This is a genomic window from Streptomyces lomondensis, assembly GCF_014651035.1.
In the GTDB taxonomy this organism is placed as follows: Bacteria; Actinomycetota; Actinomycetes; order Streptomycetales; family Streptomycetaceae; genus Streptomyces; species Streptomyces lomondensis.
In genome coordinates, this window is the sequence record NZ_BMWC01000010.1 from 238,096 (window position 1) to 255,957 (window position 17,862).

Below are 17,862 nucleotides of genomic sequence, written 5' to 3' on the forward strand. Positions count from 1 at the left end.
GGTTATCGGGTTCCCCACATGTAGGTCTGCTTCTTGAGCTTGAGGTAGACGAAGCTCTCGGTGGAGCGCACTCCGGGGACGGCCCGGATGCGTTTGTTGATGACGTCCAGGAGGTGGTCGTCGTCCTCGCAGACGATCTCCACCATCAGGTCGAAGGAGCCTGCGGTCATCACCACGTACTCGCACTCGGGCATGGCCGTCAGCGCGTCCGCGACCGACTCCACGTCGCCCTCGACGTTGACGCCGACCATGGCCTGTCTGCGGAAGCCCACGGTGAGCGGGTCCGTGACGGCGACGATCTGCATCACGCCCTGGTCGAGCAGCTTCTGGACGCGCTGGCGTACAGCCGCCTCCGACAGGCCCACGGCCTTGCCGATGGCGGCGTACGGCCGGCGGCCGTCCTCCTGGAGCTGCTCGATGATGGCGAGGGAGACGGCGTCCAGCTGGGGCGAGCTGCCGTTTCTGGACTCTCGGGAGGACTCGCGGTGCTCCCGCGAGCCCTTCTGGTCTGCGCTTCGACTGGCCACGAGGTCACTGTGCACGAGGTCTCGTCACTTCCGCAAGCCTCGATCGATGAAATCCGTTGTTTGGATCCCCTGCTCCTGCGGATTCCGCACGAACGAAGGGAGCGGGGGTGTTGAAAACGTGGGGCGGCCGACTAGGGTGGGTGTCTCAAGTACTGGACATCCGAACTGGAGGGCCGGCAGTGAGCACCGAGCTGCGTCGTCTGCGCAACTACATCGGCGGTGAGTTCCGGGACGCCGCCGACGGACGGACCACCGAGGTGGTCAATCCCGCGACGGGCGAGGCGTACGCGACCGCTCCGCTGTCCGGGAAGGCGGACGTGGACGCCGCGATGGCGGCGGCCGCCGAGGCCTTCCCCGGCTGGCGCGACACCACGCCCGCCGAGCGGCAGAAGGCCCTGCTGAAGATCGCGGACGCCTTCGAGGAGCGCGCCGAGGAGCTGATCGCGGCCGAGGTGGAGAACACGGGCAAGCCGGTCGGGCTGACCCGCTCCGAGGAGATCCCGCCGATGGTCGACCAGATCCGCTTCTTCGCGGGCGCGGCGCGAATGCTGGAGGGCCGCTCGGCCGGTGAGTACATGGAGGGTCTGACCTCCATCGTGCGCCGTGAGCCGGTCGGCGTCTGCGCGCAGGTCGCGCCGTGGAACTACCCGATGATGATGGCCGTGTGGAAGTTCGCCCCGGCGATCGCGGCGGGCAACACGGTCGTGCTCAAGCCGTCCGACACCACTCCGGCGTCCACGGTGCTGATCGCGGAGATCCTCGGCGGGATCCTGCCGAAGGGCGTCTTCAACGTCATCTGCGGCGACCGCGAGACCGGCCGCATGATGGTCGAGCACGAGATCCCGGCGATGGCCTCCATCACCGGCTCGGTGCGCGCCGGCATTCAGGTCGCCGAGTCCGCCTCCAAGGACGTCAAGCGCGTCCACCTGGAGCTGGGCGGCAAGGCGCCGGTCGTGGTCTTCGAGGACACCGACATCGCCAAGGCCGTCGAGGACATCTCGGTCGCGGGCTACTTCAACGCCGGCCAGGACTGCACGGCCGCCACGCGCGTGCTCGTCCACGAGTCCATCCACGACGAGTTCGTCTCCGCGCTGGCGAAGGCCGCGTCCGAGACGAAGACCGGGCAGCCGGACGACGAGGACGTGCTGTTCGGCCCGCTCAACAACCCCAACCAGCTCAAGCAGGTCGAGGGCTTCATCGAGCGGCTGCCCGCGCACGCGCGCGTGGAGACCGGCGGCAAGCGCGTCGGCGACAAGGGCTACTTCTACGCGCCGACCGTCGTCTCGGGCCTGAAGCAGGACGACGAGATCATCCAGAAGGAGGTCTTCGGCCCGGTCATCACCGTGCAGTCCTTCCAGGACGAGGACCAGGCGGTGCAGTGGGCCAACGGCGTCGAGTACGCCCTCGCCTCCTCCGTGTGGACCCGGGACCACGGCCGCGCCATGCGGATGTCCAAGAAGCTCGACTTCGGCTGCGTGTGGATCAACACGCACATCCCGCTGGTCGCCGAGATGCCGCACGGCGGCTTCAAGAAGTCCGGCTACGGCAAGGACCTCTCGGCGTACGGCTTCGACGACTACACGCGGATCAAGCACGTGATGACGTCGCTGGACGTGTAGCGGGACCGGGCACGGCGGGGCGGCCCCGGACGGCTGGATTCCGTCCGGGGCCGCCGCATGCTCAGGTCCGGTTGGCGCTCGACGGGCCGAAGAACTCGATCTCCGCGATGGCGACCTGCTTCTTCGCCGAGATGCCGTGGGCGGACTCGATGGTGAACCGGACGGCGGTGACCTCGCCCACGCGGAAGGCGCGGCGCTGAGGGCCGGCGCCCTGGTCGAGGGTCAGCCGGCGGGTCGTGGTCCTGCCGTCGGCGCCGGTGACGGTGGCCGTGACGCGGTGCGGGAGCGCCTCCTTGCGGAGGTCCGCGGCGCGGGTCGAGACGCCCGGCGTGATGATCAGGTCCAGCAGCCGGGTGGGCTGGGCGAAGCGGGCCTCTATCCACTGGCCCCGGCCCGACTGGGACACGCCCGGGCCCCACCACGTGTCGTTGAGCTTGTCGAAGGCCAGGTCCGGCTTGTGGCCCGGGTAGGAGCGGGAGGCGGTGAAGCGGTCCGGGGAGACCGGGGCGCGCTTGGCGAAGTGGTCGCGGGTGGCCTGGATGCCGTCGGGGAGGGTGAACGCCAGCACGGCCAGCAGGGCCAGGACGACCGCGATGCCCAGCCAGGACAGGACGCGGTCGAAGGCGCGGCGCAGCCGGGGGCGGTCGCCCGCCCAGGGGGCCTCCCGGCTGCCGGAGGGGCCGAGCCGCCGCCACCAGGGGAGCCGGCCCGGGGCGGCCGGTCCCTCACCGGCCATGGGCATCGCGCACCGGGTGCAGAAGTGCCGCTCGGGACGGTTGCGCGTGGCGCACCAGGGGCAGGGCGCGCCGCCGTCGACGCCGGGTTCCTCGCCCGGGGCTCTCACGGCCTGCGGGCGCTGGGGGGTGGGGCGGCCGGGCAGGACGGGGGCGACGGAGGGCGGTGCGGTGGGGGCGGGTTCGGGGTCGCCGACCGGGATGAGGAGGCTGCGGGCGCGGTCGGTCATGCCGTGGGGGTCGGCGGGGTGCGGAGGGTGTGCTGCCGGGGGGACAGGCTGGGTGGGGGCGGTGTCGTCCGGGGGCGGTGTGGCAGGGGTGTGGCCGGGGGTGGCCGGGTGGTGGGCGGCTGCTTCGGCGCCGGCACCGGATGTGGGGGGAGCGGTGGTGGGCGCGGTGCCGGGGGTGCTGGCGTGCGTCACACTGCCCGCGCCCAGCCGGTCCCGGGGGGTGGGGGGCAGGCCCGCCCTGCCGTCCGGGCGGGAGAAGGCGTCCCAGTCCGGGCCGGGTCCGGCGGAGGCGGCTGGGGTGGCGGGCGCCGCCGTCGGGGTGGAGGGCTGGGGGGGAGGGGAGGCGGGGCCGGAGGTGTAGCGGCTGGCTGGAGGTGTCGTGGAGGAGGCCTCGCCCGGGGTGACAGCGACAGCTTCGGCGGGAGGAGGTATCCCTGGACCGCCCGCAGGGGCGTCCCCGCTGGCCGGGTTGTCGATGCCGGACCGGCCGGCTGCTTCGTGCATGCCGGAGCGGCCGGCTGATTGGTCCAAGCCGGACCGACCGGCCGGGCCATCCGCCCCGGTGTACGCCGGGCCGATAACCGGGGCGCCGGCAGCCGGAGGAGAGGACCCGTCGGCACCGGCAGGTGCGGGCCGATCGGTGTCGACAGTCGCGGACCGGTCGGTTCCCGCACCCGCATGCGGCGACCGGTCCCTGCCGGACGCCCCGGAACCTCCGGCCGGTCGGGAAGCCGGGGGCCGGGAATCCCCGTGAGCCTCGGCGGCCCGGGAAGGCGCGGGTGTCGCGGCCGTTCGTCGGGGTTCTGCCGGGCGGTCTGTCCAGCTGAGTACCGCGCCGCACGCGTCGCAGAACGACTGGCCCGGCTCCGCGCGGGTGCCGCAGTCGGCGCAGTTCTGGGGGGTCGTCATCTCTCCGGGGTCCTTTCGGCGGTCGCGGTCACCTGGACCGTGTACGGCATGTGGGCGGGGCGGGCGGCGGACACGAGGGCGTCCAGGCGGTGGCGGTCCGCGGGAGTGGGCGCGGGGAGGCGCAGGTGGACGCGCAGACGGGGGCGCGGGTCGCCCGGGAACGGGCCCAGCGGTCGGGCGTTCCAGGACGCGGCGCCGCTCTCCGTGATCTCGGGCTCCACGCCGAACGCGAGCCGGACCGCCTCGGACAGCCCGCGCCGGGTGCCGCGGATGCGGTGCAGATACGCGGCGGCGGCCACGGCGGCCCGCAGCAGCGGCTCGGGCTCGCCGCCCTCGGTCTCCGCGCCGACCCAGTGGCCCAGCCACTGGGTGAAGTCGAGCGGTGCGAGGGACGGGCGGAAGTAGGTGTCGAGACAGTCCAGCACGCTCAGGATCGGGGCGATCACGTCGTCGAGCCCGGCGACGAACCGCTGGGCCAGGTCGTCGTCGGCGAACACGGCCGGCAGCATCACGCCGATCGGCGCGGAGGATCCGAGGCCGTCGATCGAGCCCCTCATGTGCCGCTCCCCCTCGGGATCCGTTCCATCAGGATCCGTCCCCGATCACCCGGACGCGGTGGTCGAAGGAGAACACCAGCGACGGCGCCGACAGGTCGATCCGGTCCGTCGGCTCGCCGCGTTTGCCGGTGAGCGGGTCCGCGGGGTGCAGGACCACCTCGTCGACCAGCTCCACCCCCGGCACGCGTTGCAGCACCGCGAACACCTCCCCGGCCTGGACGGGCCGCCCGAACGGCCAGCCCGTGCCGTCCGCGCCGCCGGTCAGCGGGTCGAGGTGCCGGTAGAGCGCGTCGTGCGCCTGCCGGCGGACCCGGTCGGTGTCGACACCCCGGAAGGCGTGCACGGTGGCCACCACCGTGACGCCCTGGTAGTAGGGCGGGCCCACCGCCAGCCGGGTGCCGATCAGGCGCCGTTCGTCCAGGTGCCGGGTGATGCGGTCCAGCAGCGCGTCACCGGGCACCAGTTGCTCGAAGCGCAGGCGGCCGCCGGGGTCCGGGACGGCCTGCGGGACCACCAGGACCCGTACGGCGTAGGCCCCGTGCTCGCCCTCCTTGCCCTCCAGGCACGTGATGCGCGCGGTCTCCGGGGCGGCGCGGCGGGCCAGCTCCTCGTAGTCGCGCAGCGTCACCGCCCGTTCCTGGGCGCGCAGGGTGATCGGGGCCCGGACCTTCGCCTCCTCCACCGTCTCCCCGTCCACCCCACCGCGCGCGGCCTCGCGGTTGACGACCTCGGAGACGTACGGGATGGAGGTGCGCAGCACCCGCACCGCACCGCGCGCCACATTGCCCGCCCGGCCGCCGCCCGTGCGGTAGCGGCGGGCCCGCACGGGTGCGCCCTTGGGGGCGACCATCCCGTACTGCCGCAGGGATCCGTCGGGTTCGCGCACGGCCGGGCCGAACGCGATCTCGCCGGTCGTGGCGTCGAGGGTGATGTGCCGGTCGTACGGTCCGGAGCCCGCGAAGTTCGGCACCACCCGCCAGTCCGTCCAGCCGTCGTGCTCGGCGGTCTGGAGCAGCACCGGCGGGTCGTCGCCCACCACCGGCGCGTGCGCCAGCCGCAGCCGCTGGCCCGGCAGCCCGGTGGACTCGCCGAGCGCCTCGTCGTACACCGTCTCGGCGTGCACGGCGGCGGTGGTGCCGCCGATCGTGAAGGCCTCCACGGCGCGCACCGTGGGCGAGGTGGTGTAGAAGGGCTGGCCCGGCAGGGGTTCGGTGACCCGGCAGCGCAGCCAGCCGGCCTCCTGGCCCGCGTTGCGGGACAGCACATGCCCGCCGGGGACGTGCAGGACGACCTCGCCGGGGCGGTTGAGGCCGCCGGTGCCGTCCCGGTCGACCTCGCAGGGCTGCCAGCCGTCCGCGGTCCACGCCTCCCACACCAGCGGCGGCTGGCGCGGGTCGACGCCGACGCCGTCCACCCGGCTGTCCAGGTCCAGGGCGAGCGCGCAGTGCGGCACCGCGGCGGTCAGGCCGAGCAGCATGCAGTCACCGGGCGCGGGCGACGCGGCGAAGCACGGCAAATCCTTGTCCCGCTCGGCGAGGTCGGGCGTCCGGTCGACCACCGGCTCGCCCCGGTGCTGCACCAGCAGATGGCGCAACGCGCTGGGCACCACCGTCAGTTCGCGTTCGGTCGCGAAGACGACCGCCTCCTCGCTCTCGGTGCGCAGCGTGGCGACCTCCGTGCCGACCGGCACCCGCACCGGCTCCTCCTGCGGAGCCGACAGCCAGAACGTCACGTCGGTACGGGCCGCGGAGGGCGGGAACAGGGTGATCCCGACGAGGTCCAGGAACGCCAGGTGGTTCTTCTCCGGCACCCGGTTGAGCCGGTAGACGATCTGGTCGGCCATGTGGGCCACCGTCTCGACGAGGGTGACGCCCGGGTCGGAGACGTTGTGGTCGGTCCACTCCGGGGCGCGCTGCTGGATGTAGCGCTTGGCGTCGTCGACGAACTGCTGGAAGCGGCGGTCGTCGAGGTTGGGGGAGGGCAGGGCCATCAGCGGTCGCTTTCGGGGGCGTCGCCCGCGCCGGGGGCGTCGGGCTCCTCGTGGGACGGAATGACGTAGAAGGGGAAGACCAGGCTGCGCGGGTTGTTGGTGCCGCGGATGGAGTACCGGACGTCGATGTAGAGGACGCTCTGGTCGGTGCCGGCGGTGACCTCGACGTCCTCGACCTCGATACGCGGCTCCCAGCGGTCCAGGCTGACGTACACCTCGTGCTGGATACGGCCCGCGGTCTGCTCGTTGACCGGCGCGAACACCAGGTCGTGGATCGCGCAGCCGAAGTCCGGGCGCATCGGCCGCTCGCCGGGCGCGGTCGACAGCACCAGCCGGATCGCCTCCTCGATCTCCCGCTCCCCGCTGACCAGGGCGATCCCGCCGGTCGGCCCGATGCGCAGCGGGAACGACCAGCCGGAGCCGATGAACTGCTCGGCCATCAGCACCACACCTCGCCTTTCATGGAGACGGTCACGGGATCGGCATCGGGACGGGAATGGTGGTCACGCCGAACGTCTTCGAACCGATCAGGGTGGTCGGGGACTTGATCGTCGTGTTGACGAGCGACGTGATCTGCACGGTGCCCTTGCCGGTGAGGCTGGCGATGCCCGTGGCGTCCAGGTTCAGGGCGCCGACCGCGTTCACCCCGATCGCGCCCGCGGCCCGCACGTTGACGGCCCCGCCGCCCCGGATGCTGAGCGGGCCGCCGCTCTTGATCGTCAGGCTGCGCCGGGCGCTCAGCGTGAGATCGGCGCCGGCCTCGACCGACACCGAACGGCTGCCCTTGATCGTCACCGAGCCCTTGCTGTCCACGACGATCTCGGTGTTGGTGCGGTCCAGGCTGATCGTCAGCTGCTTGTCCCCGGAGACCAGCCGGACGCCCTGCTTGCGGCCGCCGGTCTTCTGGCTGAGCAGGTCCATCCGGTTGCCGTCCCGGTCGGAGACGGTGTGCCGGCTCGCCTTCCTGCGCACGGTGTCGTGCAGCGGCACGTCCCCCACGGGGGTCGGCTTGTCCCGCCCGTTGTAGAGACCGCCGATCACGAACGGATGGTCGAGAGCGCCCCGGTCGAACGCGACCAGCACCTCGTCGTTGACGTCCATCGGGAACACCCCGCCGCCGCCCAGACCGCCCAGCTGCACGGTCCGCGTCCAGTCGCTGACGTAGGTGTCGTCCAGCCACGGGAACTGGAGCCGCACCCGCCCCTGCTTGAGCGGGTCGTTCACGTCCGTGACGAGCGCGTTGGCCACGCTCGGCAACCGGGGCGCCGCCTGCTGCCCGCCCGAGGCCAGTCCGTACAGCGAGCGCCACTGCCGTCCGCTGACCGTCACCCACGCCTCGTAGTGCTTGCCGTCGCCGAAGTCGTGCCGCACGGACGTGACGGTGTACTTGCCCTCGAAGGGCACGCCGACGTGCGCCAGCGCCACCGGAACCCCCGGGCGCAGCCTGGGGTTGCCGCGTACGACGACCTCCAGTTCGGCGAACGAGCCGGTGACGTCGTCGGCGAGGGCGCCGGCGGCGAACCTCACCTCGCTCTGCTTGTCGTAGGGCGTGCCCGTCTCCACCAGCTTCGCGGCCTTGAACTTCCCGGCGGCGGCCCCCGGGGAGGTGCCGATGGTGATGCCGGGGTTGCCGGTCGCGGGCGAGGTGGCGGTCAGCTTCTTCTTGGTGGTCACGTCCCACCCGCGGGACTCGACCTTGGCCACCTGGTCGGCGGCGGTGACGGCGGCCCGCAGGCGCAGGATGTCGCGCCCGGCCTCGAGGACGAAGGGGCTCTTGTCGCCGCCGGTGCCCGGGGAGGGCGCGCCGGAGGCCGACTTGGGCCGCACGAACCGGAACCTGCCCTTCGCGTCCACCGACATGACCATCTCGTTCTCGTCGGCGAGCCGCGCGAGGAAGTCCCAGTCGGTGACGTTGGACTGGCTGATGAACTCGTACACCGTCCTCGTCGACTCGATCCGCCCGATCGGCACGCCGTCCTGGGCGGCGAGCTTGCGGGCGATGTCGGAGGCGCTCTGGTTGCGGTAGGCGGCCACCCGGCGCTGCCGCAGCAGGCGGTGGCCGAGGTCGTAGCCGCGCACGACGGTGTAGCTGCCGGTGCCGTCGTAGTCGGCCTCCAGGCCGGTGACCTCGCCGGTCAGCAGCGGATCGCCGGCGCCCTCGCCGTCGGCCACGGGCGCGAACACCACCTGGGTGCCGAAGGTGATGCCCAGCTTGCCCAGCAGCAGCCGGTACGGGTCGCGGAAGGTGAGCCGGAACGCGGCCGGGACGCCGACACCCTGGTCGACGTGGCTGTCCACGAGGTCCGGGGCGAACTCGGGCGGCAGCGGGGCGCCGCCGATCCTCACCTCGACGACGCTGGAGAACGCGGACTCCACCATCAGGAACGCACCTCCTCGGCGGCCGGCAGCACCAGTTCGACACCGGTCGGCAGCCGCGCCGGGTCGTCGATGCCGTTGGCCTCGGCGATGGCACGCCAGGCGGCCGCGTCGCCGTACTCCCGCCAGGCCAGCGACTGGAGGGAGTCGCCCGCCACGACCCGGTGCACGCGCTGCGCGGTGAGCGCGCCGGAGGTCGGGTTCTGCCCCTTCGTCTTCCGGGGGATCTCGTGCAGGTGCAGCCGGCAGGTGGCGCGGATGGGCACGCCGGTCGTCGAGAACAGCGTGTAGTCGGCCTCCACGGAGCTGACGTACGCCGTGAACCGGGCCGTCGAGAACGACCCCCACTGGAAGACGACCCACGGCGGCGACGGCTGCTTGGCGGCGAGGCTCTTGGCCGTCACCTCGCAGCAGGCGAGGAGCGAGTCGACCTTCTTCAGGACGGTGTTGCTGTTCGGTTCGTCGGAGGAGTCGAGGAAGATCTCGACACTCATCTCGCGCGGTTCCGCGCCCATGAACTCCGGGAGCGGGCCGCTGCGTTCGATCTGCGCGGGGGTGGCCTTCCACTGGGCCCGGCGGGTCAGCGACAGCTGGGCCGGGTTGAAGTCGAAGTCGAACGTCTTGATGATCCCGCCGGGCGCCCTGCTCTTGCCCTTCGGCGGTTCGTGGATGGCGAGCGTGGCGCGGATCAGGCTCTTGCCCGCGCCTCTCCTGCTGCCCTTGGCCATGATGTTCCGGTCCCTCCCCGCAGTCCGTCCGGTCCGTCCGGTCCGTCCGGTCCGTCCGTTCCATCCGATCCGTCTGGTCCGTCGCGTCCGCTCAGTCCGTGAATCCGTGGTGGGTGATCTCCAGCACCTCCGTCGCCACGGCCGGGTTCGCCGGGTCGAGGGAGGGGCCCGTCCAGCTGACGGGCAGTACGTCGATGAGCCCCCACCGCGCGACCTCCGAGCCGTCCGCGCGCAGCGCCGCGATCTGGGCGGTGGGCCGCTTGATCCCGGTCTGGAGCGACGAGATCCACTTGGCGACCTTGGTGGTGTCCGGGGTGAGCGGGCGGGTCAGCCGGATCGTCGAGAACGACACCCGGGTCGGCAGCTGCCAGACGAAGCCGTTGTTGCCGCCCTCCTGGCGCTGCTCGATCTCCACCTGCGAGGACAGCCCTTCGCATCCGTTGAAGTAGCCGAGGCTCTCGCCGTCGATGCTGAGGGTGAACCAGATGGTGGAGCCCGGATCCTGGCGGGACATCGCGGGTGGGCCTTTCTGTCGTTCCTGGTCGGTCGTTCCTGGTCGGTCGTCGGGGTGTGTGCTGGGGCGGGGCGTCAGTGGCGGGGGTCGCGGAGCCTGCCGATCCGCTCGCGGTCCAGCCGGAGTTCCGTGCGGATCAGCCGGGTGATGCGGCCGATGATCCGGTGCACGAGTTCGTCGAGCTGGAAGTCGGTGAGCTCCCGGGGGTCGAACGCGCCGGTGGGGACCTCCTGGTAGGCGGGCGGGGGTGGTTGCCGGTGCGGGGGTGGGGGGTCGGCGTGTCCGGAGGTGGGGGGTGGTGGCTGTGCGGTCTGGTTGGCCAGGGGCGTGGCGGCGGTGGCCGCGGCGGCTGCGGCGAGGGTGCCGATGGCTGATGTGGCCGGTGTTTTCGGGGGCCTGCCCGTGGGTTTGGACTTCCTGCCGAAGCGCTGGACGACGGGCAGGGGAGTGGCCGGAGGTGAGGCCGGTGAGGGAGGCCGGGGTGAGGTGAGGGGGGCGACTGGGAGGGACGGTCGGGCCGTGGGGGTGGTGGTTCGGGGGGCCGGTCGCTGTGGAGGGGCGGGTTGGGTGGGTGCCGGTGTGGCGGGCTTGGTGGTCATGGGGGCGCCCAGGGCTGAGCGGCGGTGGGAGGTGGGGGTGCGCTGGATGGTGGGGGCCGGGTTCTGGGACGGGGGGTGGTTCGGGGGCGGAGGGTTGTGCGGGGGCGGCGGGCTCGTGGGGGTGGTCGGCGTGGGGTTCGCCGCCGTCGGCTCGGGCCTGACGTCCCTGACGTCCCTGACGGGCTGTGCGGTGATCGGGGCGCCGAGGCCGAGGCGGGGGGCACGGCGGGGGGTGCCGGTTGGTGTGACGGGTGAGTGTGCGGACTCGGGGGGCCGCCGCATTGGTTGGCCTGTGAGGCTTGGGGTGGGGCCGGTCGCCGGGGAGTTGTGGGCGGTGGGTGCTGGGGTGTGCGTGGGGGCGGTCGCTGGGGTGGTGGGAGGGAGCGCTGTCCGCTGTACCGGCGGTGGGGTGGTGGCGGGTGTTGAGGGGATGCCCTGGGTACGAGGGGTCGGCTCGGTGCCGGTTGCCGGTGTGTGGTTCCGGTCGACCGGCGGTGGCGTGGGGCGGGAGGGCATCGCCGTAGGTACGCCGTCGGGCCGTGCTGGTGTGGGGCCGGCGGGGGGCTGAGACAGGGCGGAGTCGGCCGGGCGCCGTCGCTGGACGACGGGGTCGGGGGCGCCTGAGTCGGCGGCCGTTCCGGACGCAGCCCTGCCCGGGGTCGACGGGCCGCTCGTCGGGTTGCCGGGCCTGGTCCGGGCCGGTGCCGGGCCCGCGCCGGTGGCGGTCGGGTCGCTCGCCGGGCTGGTCGCCGTAGGGCCGGGTGGGGTTCGGCCGGGGGTAGGGGGCGGTACGTCGCCACGGCCCGGGGTGACCTGGCCGTGGTGGTGCCCCACATCGCGCTGGACGGGGGCTGCCGGATGCGCCGGGGTGCCGAGGTTGCCGGGGTCGGTGCGCTCGGGCCCCTTGGTGGAGTCGGTCGCCGGGTTGCCGTGGGACGGAGCCGCCATGCGCTGCACTGCGGCGCCACTGACGTCGGGTTTCGTGCTCTGGGAGCCCTGCATCGGGCCGGTCGTTGGAGTGCCGGCGGGCGGGAGGGCGGTCCGCTGCACTGGGGCGGCTTCTTCGACGCCCGTGTTCTCCACCGGGCCCTCGGGCCTGGCGGCCCGGCGCGTCGCAGGCAGTGTCCGCCGCTGTACCGCCCCGGCTGCGGCCCGAGCCTTGGTCAGGGACGCCGGCCGGGACGACGGGTTCGCCGGCGCGGGGGTCACTCGGAGGCCTGAGACGGGCGGCGGTGAGGCCGTTTCCCGCGTGGGCGTGGGCGTGGGCGTGGGCGGGGGCGACGGCACCACGGCTGCGGTACGTGGTGACGCCGAGGAGAGTCCTTGTGCTGCTGCGACAGGGGTCGTCGGGGGCACCGGCCCACGCGCGGGAGCCGAGCCGCCCGTGTCCGTCCGCGGATTCGGGCGCGTGGGCGTGGCCGACGGCGTGCCGGTCCGAGCCGGTGCGGAGCCCGCACGGGTCCCCGAGCCGTCCGCACGGCCCGGGGAGGCCACGGGCCTCACCACACGCCCCGCCGCCGACGAAGCGACGGGCGCGGCGATGGCCGCCGGTGCCGGGGGTGCTCCTGGTGTCGCGGGCGGCGTGCCCTGCGCTGTTGCCCGGGGTGGTCTCGGTGTCGCGCCCGAGTGTGCTTCCCGGGAAGCTTCTGGCGGCGTGCCGGGCGCCGTTGCCCGGGATGCTGCTGGCGGCATGTCCGAGGGTGTGCCCGGCGTCGCTGTCCGGGCTGCTCCTGGCGACGTATCCGATGCCGTTGCCCGCGATGTTCCCGGTGTTATGCCGGGCGCCGTTGCCCGGGATGCTGCTGGCGGTATGTCCGAGGGCGTGCCCGACGTTGCTGCCCGGGCTGCTCTTGGCGGCGTACCCGACGCTGCTCCCCGCGATGCTCCCGGCGTCATGCCCCCCGAGGGCGTGCCCGGCGCCGTTGCCCGGGATGCTGCTGGCGTCATGCCCGAGGGCGCGCCGGACGTCGCTGTCCGGGCTGCTCCTGGCGACGTACCCGACGCCGCTCCCCGCGATACTCCCGGCGGCGTGCCCGGCGCCGCTCCCCGCGACGCACCCGGCGCCCCGACCGACGCCGCTCCCCGCCCCGCTCCTGGCGCCCCACCCGACGCCGACGCCGACGCAGCTCCCGTCGAAGCCGCCCGCCCCCCACTCGCCGCCCGCTGTACGACAGCCCCCCTCCCGGCGCCCCGCAGACCACCCACCACCGAACTTCTGCCCACAACTCCCACCGCAGGAGAAGCAGAGGTCGTACCGTCCACCCCCGGCCCCCTCGGCGGAATCGCCCGCAGCGGTACCGCCGGGGGCCGCTGCGGTACCGGCTCCGGGCCGGCCAACGGCAAGGCGCCAACGGGGCGTTCGAGGCCGGACACCGGCCGGGCCGATGACGGGCGCGGCGCGTCGCCGAGCAGGGCGCTCGACTGCCCGTCCAGGACCGTGTGGGACGCCGTACACGTGAAGGACGGGTTCTGCCACGTCGGCAGCCGCCCGCCGAACCCGGCGTCCGCGACCCCGGCCCGCTGCCCCGGCGCGAGGGCACGCTGGATCGGCGGCACCTTCGACCAGGAAGCGGTCACCACAGGCCCCGCCCCACCCGCAGCTCCTACATCGCCGACACCCGGCCCCGCGCCAGCAACCGCCGAGACTGCCGTAGCCGCCGTAGCCGTCCCGTCCTCGTTAGTCCGGCGCCGCAGCCGGTCCAGGAACCCCATCGTTCAGCCCTCCGCCCCGGCGCGCGTGACCAGGGACGCGATCTGCTCCGTGAAGCGGCGGCGGTCGTGGTGTTCCAGGTCCAGGATCTCGTCCATGCTCCAGTGGAAGTGGTAGGCGACGTACGCGATCTCCTCGTGCAGCCGGTCGGTCGCGTACGTCACGATTCCCCCAGGCGGCTCCCGCCGAGTTCCACTTCGAAGGGCTCCGCGCAGTGCGGGCACTCCACGGCCGCGCGGGTGTGGCCCTCCGCGTTGATCTGGCGGTAGAAGTCCTGGAGGAACGCCAGATCGGAGGCGAACATGTTCTCCACGATCCCGTCGTGCACCATCGGCAGCGTGCCCAGGCGGGTGATGACCCGCCCGAGCAGGACGACCGACAGGTACGCCGGGTTCTCCTGGACCCGCACGTCGCGCAGCGGCACGAGTTCGTCCCGCGCCGTCGACAGGCGCATCACGCCGTCCCGGTGGACGGTGCCCGACTCGTCGACGTAGCCGCGCGGCAGCTGGAAGGGGAACTCGGTACGCAGCGCCTCCTGCTGCGGCGCCGCGTCCGCTCCGGCCTCCGCCCCCGCCTCCGGCACGGCCGCGGCGGCGTCCGCACCGGAGTGCAGGACGGCGCCGCCGGCCTTCGCAGCCGTACGCCGCATTACTCGATGACCAGTTCTTCGAACACGATGGTGACGGTCTCCGTGAGAGCGGCGGCCTCACCGGCCTTCACCGTGCTCGTGTCGATCTTGCTGCACCAGGCGTTGCGCAGGTTGTACCGCTTCACCGGGTTGTCCTCGAAGTCCATCATGATGATCGAGGCGTTCTTGCGGGCCGTGGCCATCCGCCCGGCGATGGAGTCGTTGATCCACTGGGTGAACGACGCCGACTGGGTCATGCCGCGCACGACGGTGCACTGCCCGTTCTTCTGCACGCCCGGCAGCAGCGCCACCTCGGCCCTGCCCTGCGCGGTGTTCTGCTGGTAGGTGATGACGTCCTGTTCGAGGGTGAGGCCGCTGACCTCGGCGAGGTACTCGACCATCACACCGTCGATCTGGAGGCCGAAGTTGTGTGAGGTGAGGGCGTCACCCGGCTGGAGACTCATGAGTTGGCTGTCCTTGTGAGGGAGGTCGTGAGGGACGTACGGCGGTGGGGGCCGGGCGGGCTACTCCTCCAGCTCCCCGCTGCCGCTGGAGAACTGGGCCAGCCGGAAGATCACGAACTCGGCGGGCTTGACGGGCGCGATGCCGATCTCGCACACGACCCGGCCGAGGTCGACCGACTCGGGCGGGTTGGTCTCCTCGTCGCACTTGACGTAGTAGGCCTCCTCGGGCCGCTGCCCGAAGAGCGCGCCGCCGCGCCACTCGTTGACCAGGAACGCCGAGATGTTGCGGCGGATCCGGGCCCACAGGTTGTGGTCGTTCGGCTCGAATACCACCCACTGGGTGCCGATCAGGATCGACTCCTCCAGGTAGTTGAAGTACCGGCGGATGTTGAGGTAGCGCCAGGCCGGGTCGGAGGAGAGGGTGCGGGCGCCCCAGACGCGGATGCCGCGGCCGGGGAACGCGCGGATGCAGTTGACCCCGATCGGGTTGAGCAGGTCCTGCTCGCCGCGGGTGATCTGGGTCTCCAGGTCCACCGCGCCGCGCACGACCTCGTTGGCGGGCGCCTTGTGCACACCGCGCTCGGAGTCGCTGCGGGCCCAGATGCCGGCGACGTGGCCGCTCGGCGGCACCAGCCGGGCCTGGCCGGTGGCCGGGTCGAAGGTCTTGATCCAGGGGTAGTACAGGGCCGCGTACTTGGAGTCGTAGCCGGCCGTCTCCTGGCGCCAGACCCGGATCTGGCGGGCGTTCATGCCCGGCGGCGGGTCGATCACGGCGACCCGGTCGCCCATCAGCTCGCAGTGCGCGATCAGCCCGAGCTGGACCGCCTTGACGGCCTCCAGGTCGATCGCGCCGCGCTGGTAGGCGGCCATCAGGTCGGGCACCGCGACCATGGAGATCTCGTCGACGGCCTCCAGACCGCCGAAGCCGGTGCGGTCGGCGGAGTCGCCGAGGTACTGGGCCGGGCCGGGGTGCGAGGCGTCCGGGTTCCCGGCGGGAGCGGCCGGCGGGGCCGCCAGGGCCACCGTCTGGTTCTCCGGGCGGGCCAGCTGCGCGGCCGGCGCGGCCTCGGCGACGGCGATGAGCTTGGAACGCTCCTTGACCTGCGTGACGACGTAGTTGCGGCCGCCCTTCTTGGCGCTCACGTCGAACGTCTCGACGGGCTTCCCGCCGTCCTTGACGATCAGCCTGAACCGCTCCGCGGGACCCTCGCCCTCCGCGTCGGCGACCTCGACGCTCAGATCACCCTGGCCGACGGCGGTGACGCTGAACGTGCCGAGCTGCCGGGGCTCGCCCGCGGGCAGCGCGGCCGGGGCGTCCGAGCGGCCGGTGACGGCGGCGGGACCCTGGTCCGCCTCGGCGGCGCCCTCGGGGGAGCCGCCCACCCGCACGACGTACGCGGCGGAACCGCCGTTGTTGAAGAAGCCGTAGACGGAGTGGGCGAGGTAGTACCCGTCGGTGAACTCACCGAAGGCCGCCACGTACTGCGTCCAGTTGGTCACCAGCGTCGGCTCGTTCAGCGGACCGGTCGGCGCGAGTCCGACGAAGGCCGCCACCGAGGTCCCCACCCCCTCGATCGGGCGCGAGCCGCTGGCCACCTCCTCGACGTAGACGCCGGGCGACAGGTAGGACGGCATGCTCTGCTCTCCTCGGGGTACGAGTCAGGAACGCTTCCCACCCTCGGGCGCGCAGCGCGCCGCCCGGAACGGCCTCCGGTGCCGCGCCGAGGGCAACTCCACTGCCCCCAAGGGCAGCCCGCCGGGCCGGTACGCCCTCCCGTACGGCACGCCTGCCCCCGGAACTGCCCCTTCGGCCCTGCCCGGCCCCGGCGCCCGCCCCTAGCGTGACGGCGTGAGCCTGTGGACCTCCCTGGAACCCGCCTCCGCGACCGTCGACCCGGGCGGCGTGACGCGCGTCCGGCTGCGCTTGCGCAACACCGGTGACGTCGTCGACGAGTACCGCTTCGAACCGGTCGGCCCCGTCGCCCCCTGGACGACGGTCGAGCCGGCGTCCCTGCGCCTGTACCCCGGGACGACCGGCACGGTGGAGCTGACGTTCGCGCCCCCGCGTACGCCGGACGCCACCGCGGGGCCGAACCCGTACGCGGTACGGATCACGCCCACCGAGCACCCCGAGGCGACGACCGTTCCCGAGGGGAACCTGACCATCACCCCGTTCACGGAGGTGCGGGCGGAACTGGTGCCGCCCACGGTCAAGGGGCGGTTCCGGGGGCGGCCCCGGCTCGCGGTCGACAACGTCGGCAACACCCGGCTGACCGCCTCCCTCAGCGGCAGTGACAACGGCGACGAGCTGTCGTACGACCTCCACCCGGCCAACGTCCAGATCGAGCCGGGCCGGGCCGCCTTCGTCAAGGCCACGCTCAAGCCGAAGGACATCATCTGGTTCGGATCGAAGGAGCAGCGGCCCTACACGCTCAGCGTGCAGCGGTCCGGTGCCGCGGCCCTGCCCGTGGAGGGGACGTTCGTCCAGCGCGGGTTCCTGCCGCGCTGGCTGGCAACCTTCTTCGGGGTGTTCTTCGCCCTCGCGCTCACCTTCGTCATGCTGTGGCTCGCCTACAGGCCCGCGGTCACCAGCAAGGCCACCCCGGGGGCCGTCGAGGCCGGCAGCACACTCGCCCCCTCCCCGACCCCCACTCCGGCCCTCAGCTCGGCCCCGCCACCGCCCTCGCCGACTCCGCCGGAGCCGGAGGCCGGTGCCGGGCAGGGCGACGGCGGGGGCGGCGGCGCCCCCGAGCAGACCAAGAAGCCCCCGAAGCCCGTGGTGCCGGCGGAGAACGTCCTGCTGCGCAACACCACCACCGACAAGTGCGCGGACCTGCCGGGCTATGAGGAGGGCCAGCCCGACGGCCCCGTACGCCAGTTCACCTGCGACGAGACGGCGCAGGACAACCAGCTGTGGAACCTCGAGGTGAAGTACCCGGAGAAGGGGCCGGGCGGCAGCGCGCTCTTCCAGATCCGCAATGCCAAGGACCAGCTGTGCATGGACCTGCCGGACCTGGGCGCGGCTGCCGTGACGTCCCCGATCACGGAGTTCCCCTGCGACGGCACGACCGGCGACAACCAGCTGTGGTGGCTCGACAAGCAGGACAGCGGCGCCTACTGGATCCGCAACTTCGCCAGCAACAACAAGTGCCTGGACGTCTCCGGCTACAGCACCGGGGGCGACGATGCCGACCTCACCCTCTTCGACTGCTCCAACACGGACGACCAGGAATGGCTGATCGTCCGCCCGTCGGAGGGCTGAGGCCCCCGCGCCGCG

At 73.0% G+C, this 17,862-nt stretch carries 15 protein-coding genes; 2 read left to right on the forward strand and 13 right to left on the reverse strand.

From position 1 onward, the window contains the following. Positions 1–2 precede the first annotated feature (2 nt). The gene (locus IE255_RS29685; RefSeq protein ID WP_190053463.1) at positions 3–542 is read right to left on the reverse strand and encodes an Lrp/AsnC family transcriptional regulator; all 540 of its coding nucleotides are present in this window, start codon (positions 540–542) and stop codon (positions 3–5) included. 164 nt (positions 543–706) lie between these two features. Between IE255_RS29685 and IE255_RS29690 the strand changes: the two genes are divergently transcribed. Further along, a complete protein-coding gene (locus tag IE255_RS29690; protein WP_190053464.1) occupies positions 707–2,146 on the forward strand; it encodes a gamma-aminobutyraldehyde dehydrogenase in 1,440 nt (479 codons plus the stop codon). Between the two features lie 61 nt (positions 2,147–2,207). Here IE255_RS29690 and IE255_RS29695 read toward each other — a convergent pair whose 3' ends face one another. From IE255_RS29695 to IE255_RS29750, 12 genes are all read right to left on the reverse strand, one after another. After that, positions 2,208–3,614 carry an NADase-type glycan-binding domain-containing protein gene (locus IE255_RS29695; RefSeq protein WP_229906641.1) on the reverse strand — a complete coding sequence of 469 codons (1,407 nt, stop codon included), beginning with the start codon at positions 3,612–3,614 and terminating at the stop codon, positions 2,208–2,210. A gap of 401 nt (positions 3,615–4,015) precedes the next feature. Continuing rightward, positions 4,016–4,576, reverse strand: coding sequence for a phage tail protein (locus IE255_RS29700; protein WP_190053465.1), 561 nt, complete (start codon positions 4,574–4,576; stop codon positions 4,016–4,018). 28 nt (positions 4,577–4,604) lie between these two features. Further along, on the reverse strand, positions 4,605–6,566 hold the full coding sequence (locus tag IE255_RS29705; RefSeq protein ID WP_190053466.1) for a putative baseplate assembly protein: 1,962 nt from the start codon (positions 6,564–6,566) through the stop codon (positions 4,605–4,607). Beyond that, complete coding sequence (locus IE255_RS29710) at positions 6,566–7,006, reverse strand: GPW/gp25 family protein (RefSeq protein WP_190053467.1); 441 nt, start codon at positions 7,004–7,006, stop codon at positions 6,566–6,568. Before IE255_RS29710 ends, IE255_RS29705 begins: the two co-directional genes overlap by 1 nt. A 31-nt stretch (positions 7,007–7,037) precedes the next feature. Further along, positions 7,038–8,945, reverse strand: coding sequence for a VgrG-related protein (locus tag IE255_RS29715; RefSeq protein WP_190053468.1), 1,908 nt, complete (start codon positions 8,943–8,945; stop codon positions 7,038–7,040). Continuing rightward, positions 8,945–9,670, reverse strand: coding sequence for a CIS tube protein (locus IE255_RS29720; protein WP_190053469.1), 726 nt, complete (start codon positions 9,668–9,670; stop codon positions 8,945–8,947). Before IE255_RS29720 ends, IE255_RS29715 begins: the two co-directional genes overlap by 1 nt. 91 nt (positions 9,671–9,761) lie before the next feature. Further along, positions 9,762–10,184, reverse strand: coding sequence for a phage tail protein (locus IE255_RS29725; protein WP_190053470.1), 423 nt, complete (start codon positions 10,182–10,184; stop codon positions 9,762–9,764). A gap of 74 nt (positions 10,185–10,258) precedes the next feature. Further along, positions 10,259–10,783, reverse strand: coding sequence for an extensin (locus IE255_RS29730; protein WP_190053471.1), 525 nt, complete (start codon positions 10,781–10,783; stop codon positions 10,259–10,261). Between the two features lie 2,715 nt (positions 10,784–13,498). Continuing rightward, entirely contained in the window at positions 13,499–13,657 is a 159-nt protein-coding gene (locus IE255_RS29735; RefSeq protein ID WP_190053472.1) for a DUF6760 family protein, read from the reverse strand. Next, positions 13,654–14,142: a hypothetical protein gene (locus IE255_RS29740; protein WP_190053473.1), complete on the reverse strand. Its 489-nt coding sequence runs from the start codon at positions 14,140–14,142 to the stop codon at positions 13,654–13,656. The genes IE255_RS29735 and IE255_RS29740 overlap by 4 nt, the downstream gene beginning before the upstream one ends. Then, positions 14,142–14,585 (reverse strand): phage tail protein, encoded by a 444-nt coding sequence (locus IE255_RS29745; RefSeq protein WP_190053474.1) that lies wholly within the window; start codon positions 14,583–14,585, stop codon positions 14,142–14,144. Before IE255_RS29745 ends, IE255_RS29740 begins: the two co-directional genes overlap by 1 nt. Before the next feature lie 60 nt (positions 14,586–14,645). Further along, entirely contained in the window at positions 14,646–16,220 is a 1,575-nt protein-coding gene (locus IE255_RS29750) for a phage tail sheath family protein (protein WP_190053475.1), read from the reverse strand. A gap of 214 nt (positions 16,221–16,434) precedes the next feature. On the opposite strand from IE255_RS29750, the gene IE255_RS29755 reads away from it, so the two are divergent. Then, complete coding sequence (locus IE255_RS29755; RefSeq protein ID WP_190053476.1) at positions 16,435–17,847, forward strand: RICIN domain-containing protein; 1,413 nt, start codon at positions 16,435–16,437, stop codon at positions 17,845–17,847. Positions 17,848–17,862: the final 15 nt, after the last annotated feature.

Coding starts and splice junctions, on each gene's coding strand:
- IE255_RS29695 (WP_229906641.1), bottom strand. CDS start 3,614: ATGCACGAAGCAGCCGGCCGGTCCGGCATCGACAACCCGGCCAGCGGG.
- IE255_RS29700 (WP_190053465.1), bottom strand. CDS start 4,576: ATGAGGGGCTCGATCGACGGCCTCGGATCCTCCGCGCCGATCGGCGTG.
- IE255_RS29705 (WP_190053466.1), bottom strand. CDS start 6,566: ATGGCCCTGCCCTCCCCCAACCTCGACGACCGCCGCTTCCAGCAGTTC.
- IE255_RS29710 (WP_190053467.1), bottom strand. CDS start 7,006: ATGGCCGAGCAGTTCATCGGCTCCGGCTGGTCGTTCCCGCTGCGCATC.
- IE255_RS29715 (WP_190053468.1), bottom strand. CDS start 8,945: ATGGTGGAGTCCGCGTTCTCCAGCGTCGTCGAGGTGAGGATCGGCGGC.
- IE255_RS29720 (WP_190053469.1), bottom strand. CDS start 9,670: ATGGCCAAGGGCAGCAGGAGAGGCGCGGGCAAGAGCCTGATCCGCGCC.
- IE255_RS29725 (WP_190053470.1), bottom strand. CDS start 10,184: ATGTCCCGCCAGGATCCGGGCTCCACCATCTGGTTCACCCTCAGCATC.
- IE255_RS29730 (WP_190053471.1), bottom strand. CDS start 10,783: ATGACCACCAAGCCCGCCACACCGGCACCCACCCAACCCGCCCCTCCA.
- IE255_RS29740 (WP_190053473.1), bottom strand. CDS start 14,142: ATGCGGCGTACGGCTGCGAAGGCCGGCGGCGCCGTCCTGCACTCCGGT.
- IE255_RS29745 (WP_190053474.1), bottom strand. CDS start 14,585: ATGAGTCTCCAGCCGGGTGACGCCCTCACCTCACACAACTTCGGCCTC.
- IE255_RS29750 (WP_190053475.1), bottom strand. CDS start 16,220: ATGCCGTCCTACCTGTCGCCCGGCGTCTACGTCGAGGAGGTGGCCAGC.